This window comes from Domibacillus indicus, from assembly GCF_023715895.1.
Classification (GTDB): Bacteria; Bacillota; Bacilli; order Bacillales; family Domibacillaceae; genus Domibacillus; species Domibacillus indicus_A.
Genome location: NZ_JAMBOO010000011.1, coordinates 44515 through 61225 on the forward strand (window position 1 = coordinate 44515; position 16711 = coordinate 61225).

At 44.4% G+C, this 16711-nt stretch carries 18 protein-coding genes and 2 riboswitches; of the genes, 3 read left to right on the forward strand and 15 right to left on the reverse strand.

Annotation, left to right across the window (positions count from 1 at the left end):
• Positions 1-12: 12 nt before the first annotated feature.
• The 11 genes from purB to M3221_RS15650 all read right to left on the reverse strand — a co-directional run bounded on the left by purB (position 13) and on the right by M3221_RS15650 (position 11787).
• Positions 13-1305 carry an adenylosuccinate lyase gene (purB, locus tag M3221_RS15600; RefSeq protein ID WP_251272662.1) on the reverse strand — a complete coding sequence of 431 codons (1293 nt, stop codon included), beginning with the start codon at positions 1303-1305 and terminating at the stop codon, positions 13-15.
• A 28-nt stretch (positions 1306-1333) separates the two neighbouring features.
• Positions 1334-2461 (reverse strand): 5-(carboxyamino)imidazole ribonucleotide synthase, encoded by a 1128-nt coding sequence (purK, locus tag M3221_RS15605; protein ID WP_251272663.1) that lies wholly within the window; start codon positions 2459-2461, stop codon positions 1334-1336.
• Positions 2454-2942: a 5-(carboxyamino)imidazole ribonucleotide mutase gene (gene purE / locus M3221_RS15610; protein ID WP_251272664.1), complete on the reverse strand. Its 489-nt coding sequence runs from the start codon at positions 2940-2942 to the stop codon at positions 2454-2456. Before purE ends, purK begins: the two co-directional genes overlap by 8 nt.
• Positions 2943-3036: 94 nt before the next feature.
• A riboswitch (purine riboswitch) is annotated at positions 3037-3137 on the reverse strand.
• Between the two features lie 76 nt (positions 3138-3213).
• The gene (locus tag M3221_RS15615) at positions 3214-3408 is read right to left on the reverse strand and encodes an NETI motif-containing protein (RefSeq protein ID WP_251272665.1); all 195 of its coding nucleotides are present in this window, start codon (positions 3406-3408) and stop codon (positions 3214-3216) included.
• Positions 3405-3947, reverse strand: coding sequence for a DUF2179 domain-containing protein (locus M3221_RS15620; RefSeq protein WP_242233950.1), 543 nt, complete (start codon positions 3945-3947; stop codon positions 3405-3407). Before M3221_RS15620 ends, M3221_RS15615 begins: the two co-directional genes overlap by 4 nt.
• 89 nt (positions 3948-4036) lie before the next feature.
• Positions 4037-6103, reverse strand: coding sequence for a glucose-specific PTS transporter subunit IIBC (gene ptsG / locus M3221_RS15625; protein ID WP_251272666.1), 2067 nt, complete (start codon positions 6101-6103; stop codon positions 4037-4039).
• Between the two features lie 182 nt (positions 6104-6285).
• On the reverse strand, positions 6286-7128 hold the full coding sequence (gene glcT / locus M3221_RS15630; protein WP_251272667.1) for a glucose PTS transporter transcription antiterminator GlcT: 843 nt from the start codon (positions 7126-7128) through the stop codon (positions 6286-6288).
• 89 nt (positions 7129-7217) lie between these two features.
• Positions 7218-8552, reverse strand: coding sequence for an NCS2 family permease (locus M3221_RS15635; RefSeq protein WP_251272668.1), 1335 nt, complete (start codon positions 8550-8552; stop codon positions 7218-7220).
• A 93-nt stretch (positions 8553-8645) separates the two neighbouring features.
• Positions 8646-8746, reverse strand: a riboswitch (purine riboswitch).
• A gap of 83 nt (positions 8747-8829) precedes the next feature.
• Complete coding sequence (gene guaA / locus M3221_RS15640) at positions 8830-10383, reverse strand: glutamine-hydrolyzing GMP synthase (protein WP_242233954.1); 1554 nt, start codon at positions 10381-10383, stop codon at positions 8830-8832.
• 226 nt (positions 10384-10609) lie between these two features.
• Positions 10610-11437 carry an ammonia-dependent NAD(+) synthetase gene (nadE, locus tag M3221_RS15645; RefSeq protein ID WP_251272669.1) on the reverse strand — a complete coding sequence of 276 codons (828 nt, stop codon included), beginning with the start codon at positions 11435-11437 and terminating at the stop codon, positions 10610-10612.
• A gap of 194 nt (positions 11438-11631) precedes the next feature.
• Positions 11632-11787, reverse strand: a complete 156-nt coding sequence (locus tag M3221_RS15650; RefSeq protein WP_242233956.1) for a DUF1540 domain-containing protein — start codon at positions 11785-11787, stop codon at positions 11632-11634.
• A 127-nt stretch (positions 11788-11914) separates the two neighbouring features.
• Between M3221_RS15650 and M3221_RS15655 the strand changes: the two genes are divergently transcribed.
• Complete coding sequence (locus M3221_RS15655) at positions 11915-12850, forward strand: NAD(P)/FAD-dependent oxidoreductase (protein WP_251272670.1); 936 nt, start codon at positions 11915-11917, stop codon at positions 12848-12850.
• A gap of 95 nt (positions 12851-12945) precedes the next feature.
• Positions 12946-13392, forward strand: coding sequence for an OsmC family protein (locus tag M3221_RS15660; RefSeq protein ID WP_251272671.1), 447 nt, complete (start codon positions 12946-12948; stop codon positions 13390-13392).
• 44 nt (positions 13393-13436) lie between these two features.
• Here M3221_RS15660 and M3221_RS15665 read toward each other — a convergent pair whose 3' ends face one another.
• From M3221_RS15665 to M3221_RS15680, 4 genes are all read right to left on the reverse strand, one after another.
• Complete coding sequence (locus M3221_RS15665) at positions 13437-14015, reverse strand: SCO family protein (protein WP_251272672.1); 579 nt, start codon at positions 14013-14015, stop codon at positions 13437-13439.
• A gap of 17 nt (positions 14016-14032) precedes the next feature.
• Positions 14033-14476 (reverse strand): hypothetical protein, encoded by a 444-nt coding sequence (locus M3221_RS15670; RefSeq protein WP_251272673.1) that lies wholly within the window; start codon positions 14474-14476, stop codon positions 14033-14035.
• A 5-nt stretch (positions 14477-14481) separates the two neighbouring features.
• Positions 14482-14901 (reverse strand): hypothetical protein, encoded by a 420-nt coding sequence (locus M3221_RS15675; protein ID WP_251272674.1) that lies wholly within the window; start codon positions 14899-14901, stop codon positions 14482-14484.
• Between the two features lie 161 nt (positions 14902-15062).
• Positions 15063-15608, reverse strand: coding sequence for a hypothetical protein (locus M3221_RS15680; protein ID WP_251272675.1), 546 nt, complete (start codon positions 15606-15608; stop codon positions 15063-15065).
• A gap of 329 nt (positions 15609-15937) precedes the next feature.
• On the opposite strand from M3221_RS15680, the gene M3221_RS15685 reads away from it, so the two are divergent.
• Positions 15938-16696 (forward strand): hypothetical protein, encoded by a 759-nt coding sequence (locus tag M3221_RS15685; protein WP_251272676.1) that lies wholly within the window; start codon positions 15938-15940, stop codon positions 16694-16696.
• Positions 16697-16711: the final 15 nt, after the last annotated feature.

Genomic DNA, 16711 nt, shown 5'->3' on the forward strand with positions numbered 1-16711 from the left:
GTTCCGGTTTAATTAAAGACCAATGCGGTCAAAAATCGTGTCGACATGTTTGATATGGTAGTTATAGTCAAAGCAGTCAGCAATTTCTTCCGGTGTTAATTTCGACGTGATCGTTTCGTCCGCTTCTACAAGTGAACGGAACTGAACTTGCTTGTCCCATGCTTCCATCGCCCGCGGCTGTACAGTGTCATAAGCTGCTTCACGCGCCATGCCTTTGTCGATCAGGGCAAGAAGAATACGCTGTGAGTAAATAAGGCCAAGTGTACGGTCCATATTGCGCTTCATGTTTTCCGGGAATACCGTCAAGTTCTTCACAATGTTGCCGAAACGGTTCAGCATGTAATTCAAGGCAATCGTTGCATCCGGCAGAATCACGCGCTCTGCAGATGAATGAGAGATATCGCGCTCATGCCAAAGCGATACATTCTCGTATGCTGTAACCATGTGGCCGCGAATTACACGCGCAAGGCCAACCATGTTTTCAGATCCGATTGGATTACGTTTATGCGGCATTGCAGATGAGCCTTTTTGTCCTTTTGCAAATGCTTCTTCTACTTCGCGTGTTTCTGACTTTTGCAGGCCGCGAATTTCCGTTGCGAATTTTTCGATAGATGCAGCAACGAGTGCAAGAGTAGCCATATAATGTGCATGGCGGTCACGCTGAAGAGTCTGCGTTGAAACCGGTGCTGGTTTCGTACCTAGCTTTTCGCAAACATATTGCTCAACAAACGGATCGATATTTGCGTATGTGCCGACTGCACCAGAGATTTTTCCGTATTGAACGCCGTCAGCTGCGTCGTTAAAGCGCTCAAGGTTCCGTTTCATTTCTTCATACCAAAGGGCCATCTTCAAGCCGAATGTTGTTGGTTCTGCATGAACGCCGTGTGTGCGGCCCATCATTACCGTGTGTTTATGTTCAATCGCTTTGTCGCGAAGGATGTCGATAAAGTTCTCAATGTCTTTACGTAAAATGTCGTTCGCCTGCTTTAATAGATAAGAAAGGGCCGTGTCGACTACATCTGTTGACGTTAATCCGTAATGCACCCATTTGCGCTCTTCTCCAAGTGTTTCGGATACAGCGCGGGTAAATGCCACTACGTCATGGCGTGTTTCTAGTTCAATTTCGTTAATGCGGTCAATGTCAAAGCTTGCATTTGCACGAAGTTTTTGAACATCTTCTTTTGGGATTTCACCAAGCTCAGACCATGCCTCGCAAGCTAAGATTTCTACTTCAAGCCATGCTTTGAATTTGTTTTCTTCTGTCCAGATGCTGCCCATTTCAGGTCGTGTATAGCGTTCGATCATTAGTTGTCATCCTCCGATTAATCGTCGTTTATTTTGTCCAAATCCGGCTTTCCTGGATTTCGGTTAAGGTTTCATCAATATTATCTGTCAAAATGGTTACATGACCCATTTTCCGTTTTTCTTTTGCTTCGTCTTTTCCGTATAAGTGAATGGACCATTCAGGCTTGTCTACAATGGCGCTCACAACACCCTCTACATGTTCACCGAGCACATTGACCATGACAGCTGGCTTTAAAAGCGCTGTGCTTTTAAGCGGCCAGTTGCAAACAGCGCGGATGTGCTGGCCAAACTGGGAGATTCCGCACGCTTCGATCGTATAATGCCCGGAGTTGTGCGGCCGCGGTGCCAATTCATTAATGTAAATGCCGCCTTCTTCTGTTACAAACATCTCAACAGCCAGGGTGCCGACAAGGGACAGCGCCGATGCAATGCTCTCTGCTGCCTCATGTGCAGCCTGCTCGGTTTCTTTCGAAATACGGGCCGGTACAATTGATTCGTGCAGAATGTTATCTACGTGAATGTTTTCTGCCACCGGGAAAAATGTCGTTTCCCCTTCTGGATTTCGTGTCACAATGGCGGATATTTCTTTTTGGAATGGAATCCATTGTTCAAGTACACAGTCACCGTGCGTAAGCAGCTTGGCTGCTTCTGATGCCTGGTTCACTTCTCTTAACACAAACTGCCCTTTGCCGTCATATCCGCCGGTTGCCGTTTTCAGTACAGCCGGCAGGCCAAGCGCCTCGATTCCTTCCAGCAGATCAGACTCGGTTCGAATCACCCGATAAGGGGCAACCGGCACGCCTGCATTCGAGATCGCTTCTTTTTCGTAAATGCGGTTTTGCGTAATACGGATCAGCTCTGCTCCCTGCGGAATATGGGCCGTGTTCATCAGCTCTTTTAAGCCTTCATAATCGATATTTTCAAATTCGTAGGTGATCACGTCACTTACTTGTGCCAGGCGCTGAAGTGCGTCCTGGTCATTGTAAGGCGCTTGGATGACGATATCCGCTGTCTGCGTGCATGGGGCTCCTTCTGCCGGTTCAAGAACGGCGATGCGAAAGCCCGCTTCTTTAGCGGCCAGTGCCATCATACGTCCTAATTGTCCGCCGCCGATGATGCCAATCGTTTTTCCCGGTTCAATGATTTTTCTAGCCAAGCTGATCACTGCTTTCGAGGACCGTTTTTTCTGTTTCCTTCCGGCGCTTGTCCAACCGCGCCGCTACACCTGTGTCTGCGATCGACAAAATTTGCGCCGCCAGCAGACCGGCATTGGTTGCACCGGCTTTGCCAATCGCTGTTGTAGCAACAGGCACGCCGCCCGGCATTTGAACGATAGAAAGAAGAGAATCAAGTCCATTTAACGCTTTTGACTGAACAGGGACGCCGATAACCGGCAGAGTCGTTTTTGCTGCCGTCATGCCTGGCAGATGAGCAGCCCCTCCTGCTCCCGCAATGATTACTTTAATTCCTCGCTCCCGTGCCGTTTCGGCATATTCAAACATCAAATCAGGGGTGCGATGTGCGGACACCACTTTCTTTTCATAGGGAATGTCAAGTTCATCGAGTACGTCACATGCGTGCTTCATTGTTTCCCAATCTGATGTGCTTCCCATAATAACGCCAACTTCAATCGTCATCTTGATCCTCCATTGTGAGATTTTTTTACATAAAAAAACGGGCAGACCGCTTCTCCGGTAAAAAGGAGAAAGCGATTCGCCCGTAGTCGATCGAGAGTACGAATGCTTTCCCCATAGTCGGCTCGTTTACGGCGGCCGGTAGAAACTCGCGGGCCATATTCCCGCTATTATATGAGGTGCTTTATTTGTCCTCTACATATTAACAACCGATCGAAGGGGTTGTCAACAAAAAATCGAACGATATTTATTACTTATATTTTAATGTTCGTATTTAAGTCATTATTTTTCCTTCAAAGACGATTTCACGACCAATCGGCACATGAATTGTTTCCCCGTTTTCCTTCCGTTCTTCAAAAAGAGGCTTTTCCATCCGCCGCACCGGCATATAGCCTTCACGCTTCATTCGTTCGAGGCACTCATCAATCGTTTCGTTTTCCTGCACGTAAAAAGTCTTTTTTTTGCTCATTGCATCAATTTTCCCTTTCTCACTTGTTTTACCCAGAAGCCGCCATGAATAGTTTTCGGTTCAAAAGCAATAATAAATGCTTTTGGGTCAAGGTCTTTAATTTTCTCATACAGCTTCAGCTCATATTTACGCGGCGTCAAAATCTGCATCGCCATCCGTTCGCCTTCAAGCCCGTTCGCTGCCCAGTTGGTCACTCCATAGCCTTCCTGGCGCAATTGCTTCGGCAGGTCTTTATCATATTCCTTTGTGATCACATTTACCGTAATATATCCAAGCGCCAGCTTTTCCTCGATCTTCATGCCAACGATCACTCCCACACCGTAGCCGACCGCATAAGCAATCAAGTTTTGAATTTCGTTTAAGTTATCGAGCACCAGCCCAAGACCTACAACATAAATAACAACCTCAATCGTACTGACAAAAGCGGCTGTGTAGCGATAGCCCTTCAAGGTCAAAATCATGCGGATCGTAAAAAATGAAACGTATACAATATTGATCAGCAAAATAATGACAACCATTAGTAACGCATTATCCATCATCGTGATTCACTCCTCTTTCCCGGCAGTTTACCATATTGGCGCTCATTAAAAAAGCCTCAGCCGAATGATCGACTGAGGCAGATTGCTTCTTATTTAATAGTGATGATGTTCTCGTCGCCATTTTTCACAGTTCCCGGCTTTTCAACCGTTACGGATTGACCTTCTGCAAGGTTTGTGAAAATAATCGGCGTGATCGTCGATGTGGCATTTTTTGCAATGTAGTCCAGGTCCACTTTAAGAAGCGGCTGGCCTGCTTTCACTTCATCACCTTCTGATACAAGGGCCTCAAAACCTTCCCCGTTCAGCTTTACTGTATCGATACCGAAGTGAATCAAGATTTCGCGTCCACTGTCCGCTGTAATACCGATCGCATGCTTTGTCGGGAAGACGTTGATAATTTTACCGTTTACCGGAGATACGACTGTACCATCGTTTGGCTTGATCGCAAAGCCGTCACCCATCATTTTTCCAGCGAAAACAGGGTCCGGTACTTCCGTAATTGGCAGAAGCTCACCTGAAATAGGTGCTACAAACTTATCTTCTACATCATTACGGATTGCAGCTGGTGCCGCGTTTTCCACTTCTTTTTGCGTTTCCTGGTCCGGTTTTACGGTTGCTGTTGGACGAGGCTTGCTGCCTTTCATAATGTCCGCCATTTGGTGGCGCAGGCCGTCTGATTTCGGTCCAAAGATAGCCTGGATGTTGTTGCCCACTTCAAGGACGCCTGCTGCTCCAAGCTGTTTCAAACGTTTTTTATCAACGTTGCCGATATCATTTACAGATACGCGAAGACGTGTGATACATGCGTCAAGGTTCACAATGTTTTCTTTTCCGCCCATCGCATCCAGAATCTCGTATGGAAGTTCACCGGCTACAACTGCTGGTCCCTCTTCACTATCTGCATCTTCTGTCTCACGTCCTGGTGTTGCAAGGTTAAACTTGCGGATCGCAAAACGGAAACCGAAGTAGTAAATAACCGCAAATACAAGACCTACTGGAATAACAATCCATGCATTTGTTTGCGGATTTAAAAGACCGAATAGTGTATAGTCAATCAAACCGCCTGAGAATGTCATACCAATTTTTACATCCAGCAAGTTCATTGTCATAAATGACAGACCCGCAAAAATCGCGTGAACTCCGAACAGAACAGGTGCTACGAACAAGAATGAGAACTCAAGCGGCTCTGTAATCCCTGTTAAGAAAGATGTTAATGCAGCAGAACCCATAAGGCCGGCTACTACTTTTTTACGCTCCGGGCGCGCTTCATGATAAATTGCAAGCGCTGCTGCCGGAAGACCGAACATCATGAATGGATATTTACCAGTCATAAATGTACCAGCTGTTAAGTTTTCAACACCGTCCCGAATCTGCGCCATAAACATTGGCTGGTCACCACGAACAATTTCACCCGCCGCCGTTGTGTACTGGCCAAATTCATACCAGAATGGTGAATAGAAAATGTGATGCAGACCGAATGGAATTAAGCTTCGTTCAATTACACCGAAAATAAAAGCAGATAGGGCAAGATTACCTTCTAACAGTACGTGTGAAAAGGCATTTAAGCCACTTTGAATTGGCGGCCAGATCACAATCATAAGAAGACCCATAACAACTGCTGAAGCCGCTGTTGCAATCGGAACGAACCGTTTGCCCGCAAAGAATCCTAAGTATGATGGTAATTCAATGTTAAAGAATTTGTTGTACATGTAAGCGGCAATCGCTCCCACGATAATCCCGCCGAATACACCGGTTTGCAGGGATGGAATTCCAAGAATAAGCGCATAAGCAGGGTTGCCGCCTTCTAGAACAGCGATTCTCTCCAAGCCTAGTGCTGTCCCCATTGTGGCGTTCATAATTAAATATCCGACGATCGCCGCAAGACCAGCAACACCGTCACCGCCTGCAAGACCAATTGCTACACCGACCGCAAAGAGTATCGGCAAGTTTCCGAAAACAATGTCACCTGAGTTTTCCATAACAGACGCGACTGTAACAATCCAGTCAGCTGTTAAAAACGGTGCTAAATCAGTTAAAGCTGGGTTTTGCAGCGCATTACCAAATGCAAGCAAAAGTCCGGCAGCCGGCAAAATCGCAACAGGCAGCATAAGTGCTTTACCGATTTTCTGAAGCACACCGAAAAGCTTTTTAAACATGTGTGTTTCCTCCTCTATATTGAATAGTATGTGCATTACAAAGATGAATCAGACAGACAAGCACGAAAAAAGGCATGAGAAAAGAAGACATCAGAAAATAGAAGTCCTAATAAACCCCTATTTTCCCTGTATCTCCTTTACTCATGCCTGATCGTATCAGTAACACGTAAAGAACAATGTAATTATTTCATTTTTGTCTGTATCCGCTGCAGATGCATCGTTAAATAAACGGCTTCCGCATCATACACGGGATGTTTTAATGTCTGCTGCATCACTTTGATCAGCTTCCACGACAAATTATAACACACCGGATATTCCGCTTTCAATAGATTCGCGATTTTTTCTGGTTCCTCGACTTTTTCCCCGCGGACCACCCGTTCAATCGTATATCGTATATGGCGTACAAGGCGCATATAATCAATGCTTTCTTTGTCCAGCTCCACCTCAAGCTGAGATTCAATCATTCCAACTAATGTCGCAATCAGCTCAGAGTGCCGGCTTAAATCCTTCACATCTTTATTGGCAATTGCACTATGAATATGAAGAGCAATAAAGCCGGTTTCCCCTTCCGGCAGTTTAATCGTCAGCTTGCTGTTAATCAGCTTCGTAACCTCTTCTGCTATTTCATACTCAAACGGATAGAGCGCTTTCGTTTCCAGCAAAAACGGGTTGCTAATGCCCATACCGCGCATCATACGATTTACCGCAAACAACAGGTGATCTGTCAGGCCGACGTGAATGTGCTCGTTCAGCGTTTCCCCTACCCGCTCACGAATAAGTTCCACTGCCGCAATAATGACTTTCAACGTTTGATCATCTAAGTGAGGCAGCAGCTTTTTATACTGCTCCTGCTCGCTCCGGTCCTTTAATACAAACAGCTTTTCCACCGAACTCCGCACAATGCTGTCTCCCTGCTGCCGGCCATAGCCGATCCCTCTTCCAATCAGCACAACTTCTGTTTTATCATCTGACGCTGCAATGAGCACATTGTTATTTAATACTTTTTTCACAAAAAATTTCTCCATGGCACATCCCCGTTGTTTTGTTTTTTACAGTATAGCATGAGGGCGAAGCAAAAAAACACCTCTCTGTTTGGGAGAGAGGTGTTTTGGAACTATTTTAAAAATACAAAATAAAGCACAAATACAACAAATAAGAAATACATAATTGGATGGATTTCTTTTCCACGTCCTTTCACGAGCATCGTGATCGGATAGAACACAAAGCCCATTGCAATCCCGGTTGCAATACTGTAAGAAAGCGGCATAGCGATAATCGTTAAAAACGCCGGAACAGCAATTTCAAACTTCTTCCAGTCAATTAGTCCTAAAGACGATACCATTAATACGCCGACAATAATGATCGCCGGTGCTGTTACGTGCGACGTGATAACGGACAATAGCGGGAAGAAGAAAATTGATAAAAGGAACAATACACCCGTTACTACAGCTGCAAGACCTGTCCGCGCTCCGGCAGCTACACCAGCAGATGATTCGATATATGACGTTGTAGTCGAAGTTCCAAGAAGTGCTCCTGCTACAGTTGCGCAAGAATCAGCTAACAGCGCTTTTCCTGCCCGCGGCAGCTTATTGTCTTTCATTAGGCCTGCTTGAGTAGCAACTGCGACAAGTGTTCCTGCTGTATCAAAAAAATCAACAAACAAAAACGTTAAGACAATAACAAGCATTTGCAGTGTGAAAATGTCGCCCGGCGTTTGAAAGATGTTTTCAAGTGCTACGCCGAATGTCGGTGCTACACTTGGCGCCGCTGAAACAATTTTAGTCGGCAGCTCCACAAGGCCAAAAATCATGCCGACTACTGCTGTGATCAGCATTCCGTAAAAAATGCCCCCGTTGACTCCTTTAGTCATCATAATAACCGTAATAATCAAACCAAAAATCGTCAGAAGTGTCGGGCCAGAACTCAAATCACCAAGTCCAACAAGCACAGCGTCGTCATTGACGATAATGCCGGCATTTTGAAAGCCGACAAATGTAATAAATAAACCAATCCCTGCTCCAACCGCATATTTAAGCTCGAGCGGAATCGAGTTAATAATCGTTTCCCGCAAGCCTGTCATCGTTAAAATAATGAAAATAATACCTGAGAACAAAACACCAGTTAGCGCTGTCTGCCAAGGAATACCATATGTTAAGATAACCGTATATGCAAAAAATGCATTTAACCCCATGCCTGGAGCAAGACCAATCGGATACTTGGCAAGCAGTCCCATAATAATCGATCCAATTGCAGCAGCCAATGCCGTAGCTGTAAAGACCGCCCCATGATCCATCCGCATTGCATCCGGAAGGTCCGGTATAGACTGCAGTGATAATGTCAGCGGATTGACCACCAAAATGTACGCCATAGATAAAAACGTTGTCAAGCCGCCAATGAGCTCGCGGCGGTACGTAGTGCCAAGTTCATCCATATGGAAAAACTTTCTCATTCTTTTTTCTCCCTTCGATCTTATATACGAACGAAAAATACCCGGAGCAGTGGATGCTCCGGGTACGACTAACAAAAGAATATAGAAAGAGGCATTCTCTTTCCATTCATTCGTAGTCGGACCATTTACGGCAGTCCGGTAGAAACTGTCAAGCCTTATTCTCGACGATATACGATGCATGTAAAAGTAATAATGTACTCTTTCATTTTACTGATATACCATTCGTTCGTCAATACAAAACACGAACGAAAAGTATTTTTTTGTGTTTTTTGTTCGTTTATTCCCACTCGATTGTTGCAGGCGGCTTGCTCGTAATGTCATACACAACGCGGTTTACGTGTGCGACCTCGTTGACAATACGTGTAGAAATCACTTCAAGCACATCCCATGGAATACGCGCCCAATCTGATGTCATACCGTCAATGGATGTTACGGCACGGATACCGACTGTGTAATCATATGTGCGTGCATCTCCCATAACCCCTACGCTGCGGATGTCCGGAAGTACAGTGAAGTACTGCCAAATTTCACGCTCAAGACCATGATTGGCGATTTCTTCGCGCAAAATCATATCAGATTCACGAACAATTTCCAATTTTTCTTCTGAAATCGCTCCAAGCACACGGATGCCCAGTCCAGGACCTGGGAACGGCTGGCGCCAAACGATGTGTTCTGGAATACCAAGCTCTGTTCCAAGCGCACGCACTTCATCTTTAAACAGCGTGCTAAGCGGCTCAATTAGCTTAAACTGCATATCTTCCGGCAGTCCGCCTACGTTGTGGTGCGATTTAATCGTCTGCGCCGTAGCTGTACCGCTTTCGATGATATCTGTGTAAAGTGTTCCCTGCGCCAGGAATTCAATACCTTGAAGTTTTGATGCTTCATCATCAAAAACGTAAATAAACTCGTTACCGATAATTTTCCGTTTTTGTTCTGGATCTGATACGCCTGCCAGCTTGTTCATAAAGCGCTCTTTCGCATCAACTTTAATAATATTAATGTTAAAGCCGTTAGCAAATGTATCCATAACCTGCTCAGCTTCTCCTTTACGAAGAAGGCCGTGGTCAACAAAAATACATGTTAACTGATCGCCGATTGCTTTATGGATCAAAACTGCTACAACAGATGAATCTACACCGCCGGACATCGCGCAAAGCACTTTTTTATCGCCGACGATTTGGCGGATTTTTTCCACTTCGATTTCAACGTAGTTTTCCATAGACCAGTCGCCTGTGCAGCCACATACACCAAACACAAAGTTCTTTAAAAGATCGTTTCCGTATACGGAATGCTTTACTTCCGGATGGAATTGAACTGCGTACAGATTTTCAGCTTTATTGCTCATTGCAGCAATTGGGCATGATGGACTTACCGCATCAACTGTAAAACCAGCTGGTGCTTCTGTTACAAGGTCACTATGGCTCATCCAGACAACCTGTTCGTTCGGAAGATCTGTAAATAGAGCAGACTCATTTTGAACGGTAATAGCGGCTTTTCCGTATTCACGGTGCGACGCTTTTGAAACTGTACCGCCAAAGTGTTTTGTCATCAGCTGCATACCGTAGCAAATACCGAAAATCGGCACATTCAAGTCAAAAATGCGCTCATCGCAGTGAAAGGCGTCATCTGCGTATACGCTGTTTGGGCCGCCTGAGAAAATAATCCCTTTCGGATTGATCTCTTTGATTTCTTCAACTGTAATAGTGTGCGGATGAAGCTCGCTGTATACGCCAAATTCACGAATACGACGTGTGATCAGCTGGTTGTACTGGCTTCCAAAGTCAAGTACAAGAATCATTTCCTGGTGCTGCAATTCTGATTTCCCTGTCATGATTTTACTCTCTTCCCTTCAATTCCGTATTATCGGAAACATTTATCTATTTTTTGTTCGTGTTCACACATTTTGACCTCATTTTATATGGTTCAATGGAGCCGGTCAAGGCATTGTTTTGTTTATTGAAAATTCAAAAAGTAAAACACGCCCCGTTCTGCGGCGGATACCGTTTACATCATTTTTTGTTCACATAAAAAAACTTTCCGGCGTCAGCCGGAAAGTATTAGTTTTTCCAGAAATCATCAAATACCGTAATCGGAAGATGGCGTTTATGCCGCGTTTTTGTAAAATGCGCCTCGATTTTTTCAGCTGCCTCAGCTGGAATTTCTTTTCCTTCAAGATAGTCATCAATTTGTTCATATGTTACACCGAGCGCCACTTCATCTGGGATCAGCGGTTTATTGTCTTCAAGGTCAGCAGTCGGTACTTTCATATACAAATGCTCCGGTGCACCGAGCTCCTTCAGCATAGAACGGCCCTGGCGCTTATTTAAACGGAACAACGGCACAACGTCGGCTGCCCCGTCACCAAACTTTGTATAAAAGCCGGTAACAGCTTCCGCCGAATGGTCCGTTCCGATCACTACCGCTCCTTTTGCTGCAGCGATCGCATACTGCACTTTCATTCGCTCACGCGCTTTATCATTTCCTTTTATGAAATCGGAAATCTCAATGCCGGCGGCTTCAACGGCCGCTTCGCTGGCGTCCACCGCTCCTTTAATATTAACCGTCAGGCGCTCATCCGCTCCAATAAAGTCCATAGCAGCCTGTGCATCCGGCTCGTCTTTTTGAACTCCATATGGAAGGCGGACGGCATAAAAGGTATAATCCTTGCCAGTTTCTTCACGAAGCTCTTCCACTGCGAGCTGCGCAAGACGCCCGGCAAGCGTGGAATCTTGCCCCCCAGAAATTCCGAGCACGTATCCTTTCAGGAAAGGATACTGGCGGAGATAGTCTTTAAGAAAATCAATGCTTCGGCGAATCTCTTTTTGCGGATCGATTTGCGGCTGTACTTGCAGCTCTTCAATGATTTCTTTTTGTAATTCACGCATGATACAAGAAGTCCCCTTTCATTTCTAGTTCTTTCTAGTATCATACCACTTCCGCATGTGAATCAACCAACAAAAGCAAAAGTTTATCCCTCTCCTCCAAATCGGCATGTAAAAAAATAATGTGCATCCGTGTATGAAAAGGAAGCAATTATCAATACTAAAAAAGAGGACAGCCAGATGGCTGCCCCTCATTTTTACACTTCTGGTACGAATGTTTTACAGTCAGTTTCTTCCTGGTTGGAGGCCTGCTTGCCTTTATGACTCACCACGTAAATGGCATCTGCACTACATTTGTTTCCAGAACTCCAGTATTTGCAGTTGTTTACTTCACAAAGAACATCTTTCGCCATTTGCTTACACCTCCTGGTCCTTAGTATGACCAAAGCGGATGGTATCATACTTCATTTTAACGTTTGATCCCGCGTTATTCAGGGAACAGGCGAAACGATAATACGACATTAAACGGAGGCCAAAATAATGGACAATGAACAAGTAGACGTTGTCATTGCAGGCGGCGGACCGGGCGGTTTAAATGCGGCACTCGTTTTGGGCAGGTCTTTGAAAAAAGTGCTTGTGATTGATGAAGACAGGCCAAGAAACAGTGCCACACTAAGATCACACGGTTTTTTAACAAGGGACGGAGCCAGCCCGGATGAAATTCGCGAAATTGCCAGAGAACAACTAAAAACGTATCCAAATGTTACTTTTATAAAGGATGTCGTGGAAGATGTTGAACGAAAAAATGGCCTCTTTATGGTAAAAACCAAAAATGGAAAAATGGCTTCCGGCAGAAAAATGATTTTCGCAACCGGTATGAAGGACCACCTGCCCGATATTCCGGGGCTTGATAAGGTATATGGAAAAACGGTTTTTCATTGTCCATACTGTGACGGCTGGGAACGGCAGCACGACCCGATTGCTCTTTTTGCAGACGGAAAAGCTCTTCTACCGTTCGTTAAACTCATTTTCAACTGGAGTAAAGACCTAATCGTTTTTTCCAACGGGCCGGCTGGAATCACAGCAGAAGAAAAGAAACAGCTTATGCATTACAATATTCCGCTGATTGAAACACCCATCGCCAACCTGCAGTCGACAGATGGACAATTGGAAAATGTGGTGTTGCAAAATGGGGACAGTATCCGCCGCACCGGCGGCTTTATGGCTTCTACCGGGGAAAGACAAGGCTCTTCTCTTCCCGCCCGGCTTGGCATTCGGCTCAATGATCAACATGAATATGTGACCGGCCAGCACGGACAAACAGAGATCAAGGATTTGTTTATTATTGGCGATGCCAAAAACACCTTTACGAGCCTGGTCGGTGCAGCAAGCCAGGGCTATGAGGCAGCTGTAAAAATAAATGGGGACTTTGCGGCAGAAAACTGGGCCGCCGGCTTAAAAACAACTTCTCATTAAGCTCATTCGATACGCTTGGCCAGCGGATTTTGGGTTTAAATTTTCCGAACTGCGGCAAGCTATACAGGCATGCCATACAACAGGAGGATCGATACATGGATTTAAAAGATAAAATGACTTTTCATGTAACCGGTACGACGGAAAAATTAAAAACGACAATTCAATCAAAGCAGCATACGATCATACTGGATGAGCCGCCGGCAGTCGGCGGGGGCGATGAAGGCCCCGATCCCCTTTCTTATCTTCTCGCTTCTTTAGCCGGATGCGAAAACATTATCGCGTATATGGTGGCACAGGAAATGAATTTTGACCTTCAATCCATGGAGATGGATGTAAAAGGCGCACTTGATCCGCTCGGTATGCGGGGAGAGCCAGGAGTTCAAGTGTTTTTTGAAAAAGTTTCCTTTAAAGCAAAGGTTTCCACAAGCGAATCGGAAGAACGCCTTGCGGAATTACAAGAAAAAACCGACGCCCGGTGCCCGGTGCTGACGATGATGAGAGCAGCCGGCATTGAATTAGAAACCGAATGGGTAAAAGCGTAAATGATATCCCAGTCAGCCCAATTGAATCATTTGGGCTGACTTTTTTATTCGATTAACTGTATAAGATGGTCGGCTGCTTTCTCAATATCCACTCTTTTGTTCCCCGATGCCATATCATGAACGGCTCTTATCCGGCCATCCGCGTCTACCATGTACATGGAAGTTGAATGCGTAATGACGCCCTCCTCGCTTTTTTCATATACCATGTTAAATTGCTCAGCGTATTCTCTCGTTTGCTGTTCAGTGCCGCGCAGAAACAGCCAGTTTGATGATTGAATATCAAAGGCTTCCTTATATTGCAAAATGACTGGGACGGTATCAAACGCCGGATCAAGCGTAACAGATAAGATACTATACTGCGCTTCTTCTATTCCTTTTTCCGCCAATGCTCGCTGAAGCTTTTTTAAATCCTGTATCGTAAAAGGGCAGACGTCCGGGCATTTTGTATAAAAAAACGACACAAGCATCGGCTTGCCGCTTACCGAAAAGTCATTTCCGCTTACCTCCTGCAATGAAAAATCATCCACTTCACCAAGCTTGGGCAGTTCTGACAAGGAAGTCCATACATAATAAAAGAAAAAACACCCTATAACAACGGCAGCGGCGAGTGCTGTTTTCTTCATCGCATCTACTCTCCTTTCTACATGCGAAGCGAATAGCGAATAGATAACAGAATACAGGCATAAAAGCAGGAAGCAGCAAATGGAATAGTGTACAGATCCATAGCGGCGGCTGATTCGACCGGTATTCTACATAAAGCCGGGTTCTGCAGAACAGCACCAAGCATCGTACCCATTGCGCCTCCGATTGCTCCATTATATAACCCATTCAATTGAGCTGGATTTCGCAGCAATTTGCCAAAATTCCAGCCAACCCATGCCCCGAAAAGCAAAGAAGCGCCATAAAAGCCTGGAAAAAGCAAAATCAAGTACATACTAAAAAGGAAGGAAGTCAGCATCGTGATAGTCATACAAATGACAAGTGTAAAATGATCGTCAAAAAGCAGCCGCTTTTTCTTCAATAAATGATAAATGCGATATAATTCAACTCCATTCCAGCTGCTTAATAATAAGATGAATAGCAATTTCCTCACGACCTTTGAATAGAGATAATAATAAAAAAGAAGCAGAACAAAAAGAGACCGTGAACGAACAAAATGATTTGGCCTGGCATATCTAGTACTGATCCCAGCATAGGAGCCATAATACCAACCATGAAGCCGTTTGTTACTCCAGCTAAACAGGTTTGATAATCAAAAAGCAGCCCAAACGCTGCGCCTGCTGCAGCACCGATTGCAGCGGAAGCGATTGTAATCAGCGAAAAATGAAAAGGAAAGGCCAAAATCAAAACAATCCCAGCTAGCAGAGCCGCGACTCCGCCCATCACCTGGCTGATATTCATTCCAAGTTGAATGCCGACCCATTTTTTCCGGCGAAATACATACACGAATAGAATACTGCATAATAGTATGTCTATAGTTAGAAGATACAGCAGAGTAACTTCCTTCATTCTTGCACCTCACTTTCACAGGCTGAATAATTTAATAAAAACAACTTTCTTTGCAATTTTCGCTTTTTATAGCTATGCGTATTCTTAAACAGATATCTCTTGCTCACACAAATAAGACCCCTTCTAGCTCAGGGGTCTTACAAAACATCAATAATGCTGTTTTACTTCTTTTCCAGCAAAACAAAATCTTTGAATGAGAATAAAGCGGCTGTTACTGCTGCGCCTGCTGCCGGCTCTTCTTCCTCTTCTTCTTCCAGTCCTAGCACGTCAATTTCTTCTACCGGCTCTGCTGCTTCTGCTTCTGCGCTGTAAGAAACAGCATTAAAAACAACTTTTGCATCAGGATCCTTACTGATGACTGTGATGCGAATTTCAAATGAAAGAACCGGTGTTGCCATAGGACCGCCATTTAGTAAGTCTGCAAAAAAGTGCTGCGTCTGATGGCATGGAATTTTCGTTTTTTCTGCCGGCATGACCGGTACAGCCATCGCTTTCATTGGAACAGCCATACCAACAGGTGTAGTCATAAGTCCAGCAGAAATAGCCGGGTCGCCCCAGTTCAATACTTCTACTTTCACCTGTACAGAATCTTTGTCAAAGTTTGTGGCAGATACCCATAGTTCTTGGGCGACCTGAGCCCCTGCTGCCGCATTCGAAATAGGCCCCGTCGTATATACTTTTTTGTGTTTTTGCTTTTTACACTCCATATCCTTTTCCTCCTTTTTATAATAATAGGCATTGCAACGTTTGCAATTTTTCACCTTATCGTCATTCTTAGACTTGCAATGATAACATTTCCAACTACCCATGTATTCGTTAACCCCCTCCCTATTTATTCCAAGTTTTTTCTTGGTTCTATATCGTATGAACGTACTTACAGCCCCGTATAATGCATCTAACCATTTTTACTGATTTTTTAAAGTTAATCACTCAGCAGAGTACAAAAAACAACCTGCTGTCCTCGATGTTTTTTATAAGAATAATCATTCTGCGTGTACATATACATTTTCTGTAGTTTGGCATAAGGGGGAACATAATGAAAACCCATATGAGATTTGATCAATACCTTTCCGCATTGCTCGAAAAAAGAAAACAGGAACCGCGAACTGAAAGCAAAACAGACGAAACAAAAGAAAGATTCAGCTCTCCTGCTGGAGCAGCGCCTACAGAAGAAATACGCTTGTTTACTGAATACAAAGAACAGGCGAATCTGCTGCAGATCGCAAAATTTGCTCCTCAAAAAAGAAAGTTTTTAATACTGAAAAAATTCTTTAAGATGAGACGAAATCAGCAGGTAATCGTTTTTCTGAAAAACAGTAGGCAAGTTGTTGAAACAACGGGCAAAGTGAATGCGGTTGGCCGTGATTTTGTGATGCTCACAAATGCAAAAGAGCGGATTTGGATTCCTTTTCAAGCAATTGAATCCGCTAATATTCCAACAGGTATTCCTCTTTATTCCACTACCCACCAAAACCTTATTTATGATAATCAGCTAAAACAGCGTTTACTTTCCAATTTTGGTGAGACCGTTGCCGCGAGAGATGTACTCATTCAGCAGTTTTACGAGGAAACACTTTTAACAAATTTGAATTCCTGGAAGTACTTATGGGTGAAGGTCGAGACTGAAAAAAAAACTTTATTCGGAAAAATGAAGGATACGGACAGCCAAACTCTCCGTCTATCTTTTTGGAAGGAAAAGCACGAAATTGAGATTGCGCATATTGTTACAATTCAAAGCATACGTTACATAAGTCTATTTCCATTAATTGTAACAAGGCTTTCCCGAATATTTTAAGTGAATGTGTTCCCC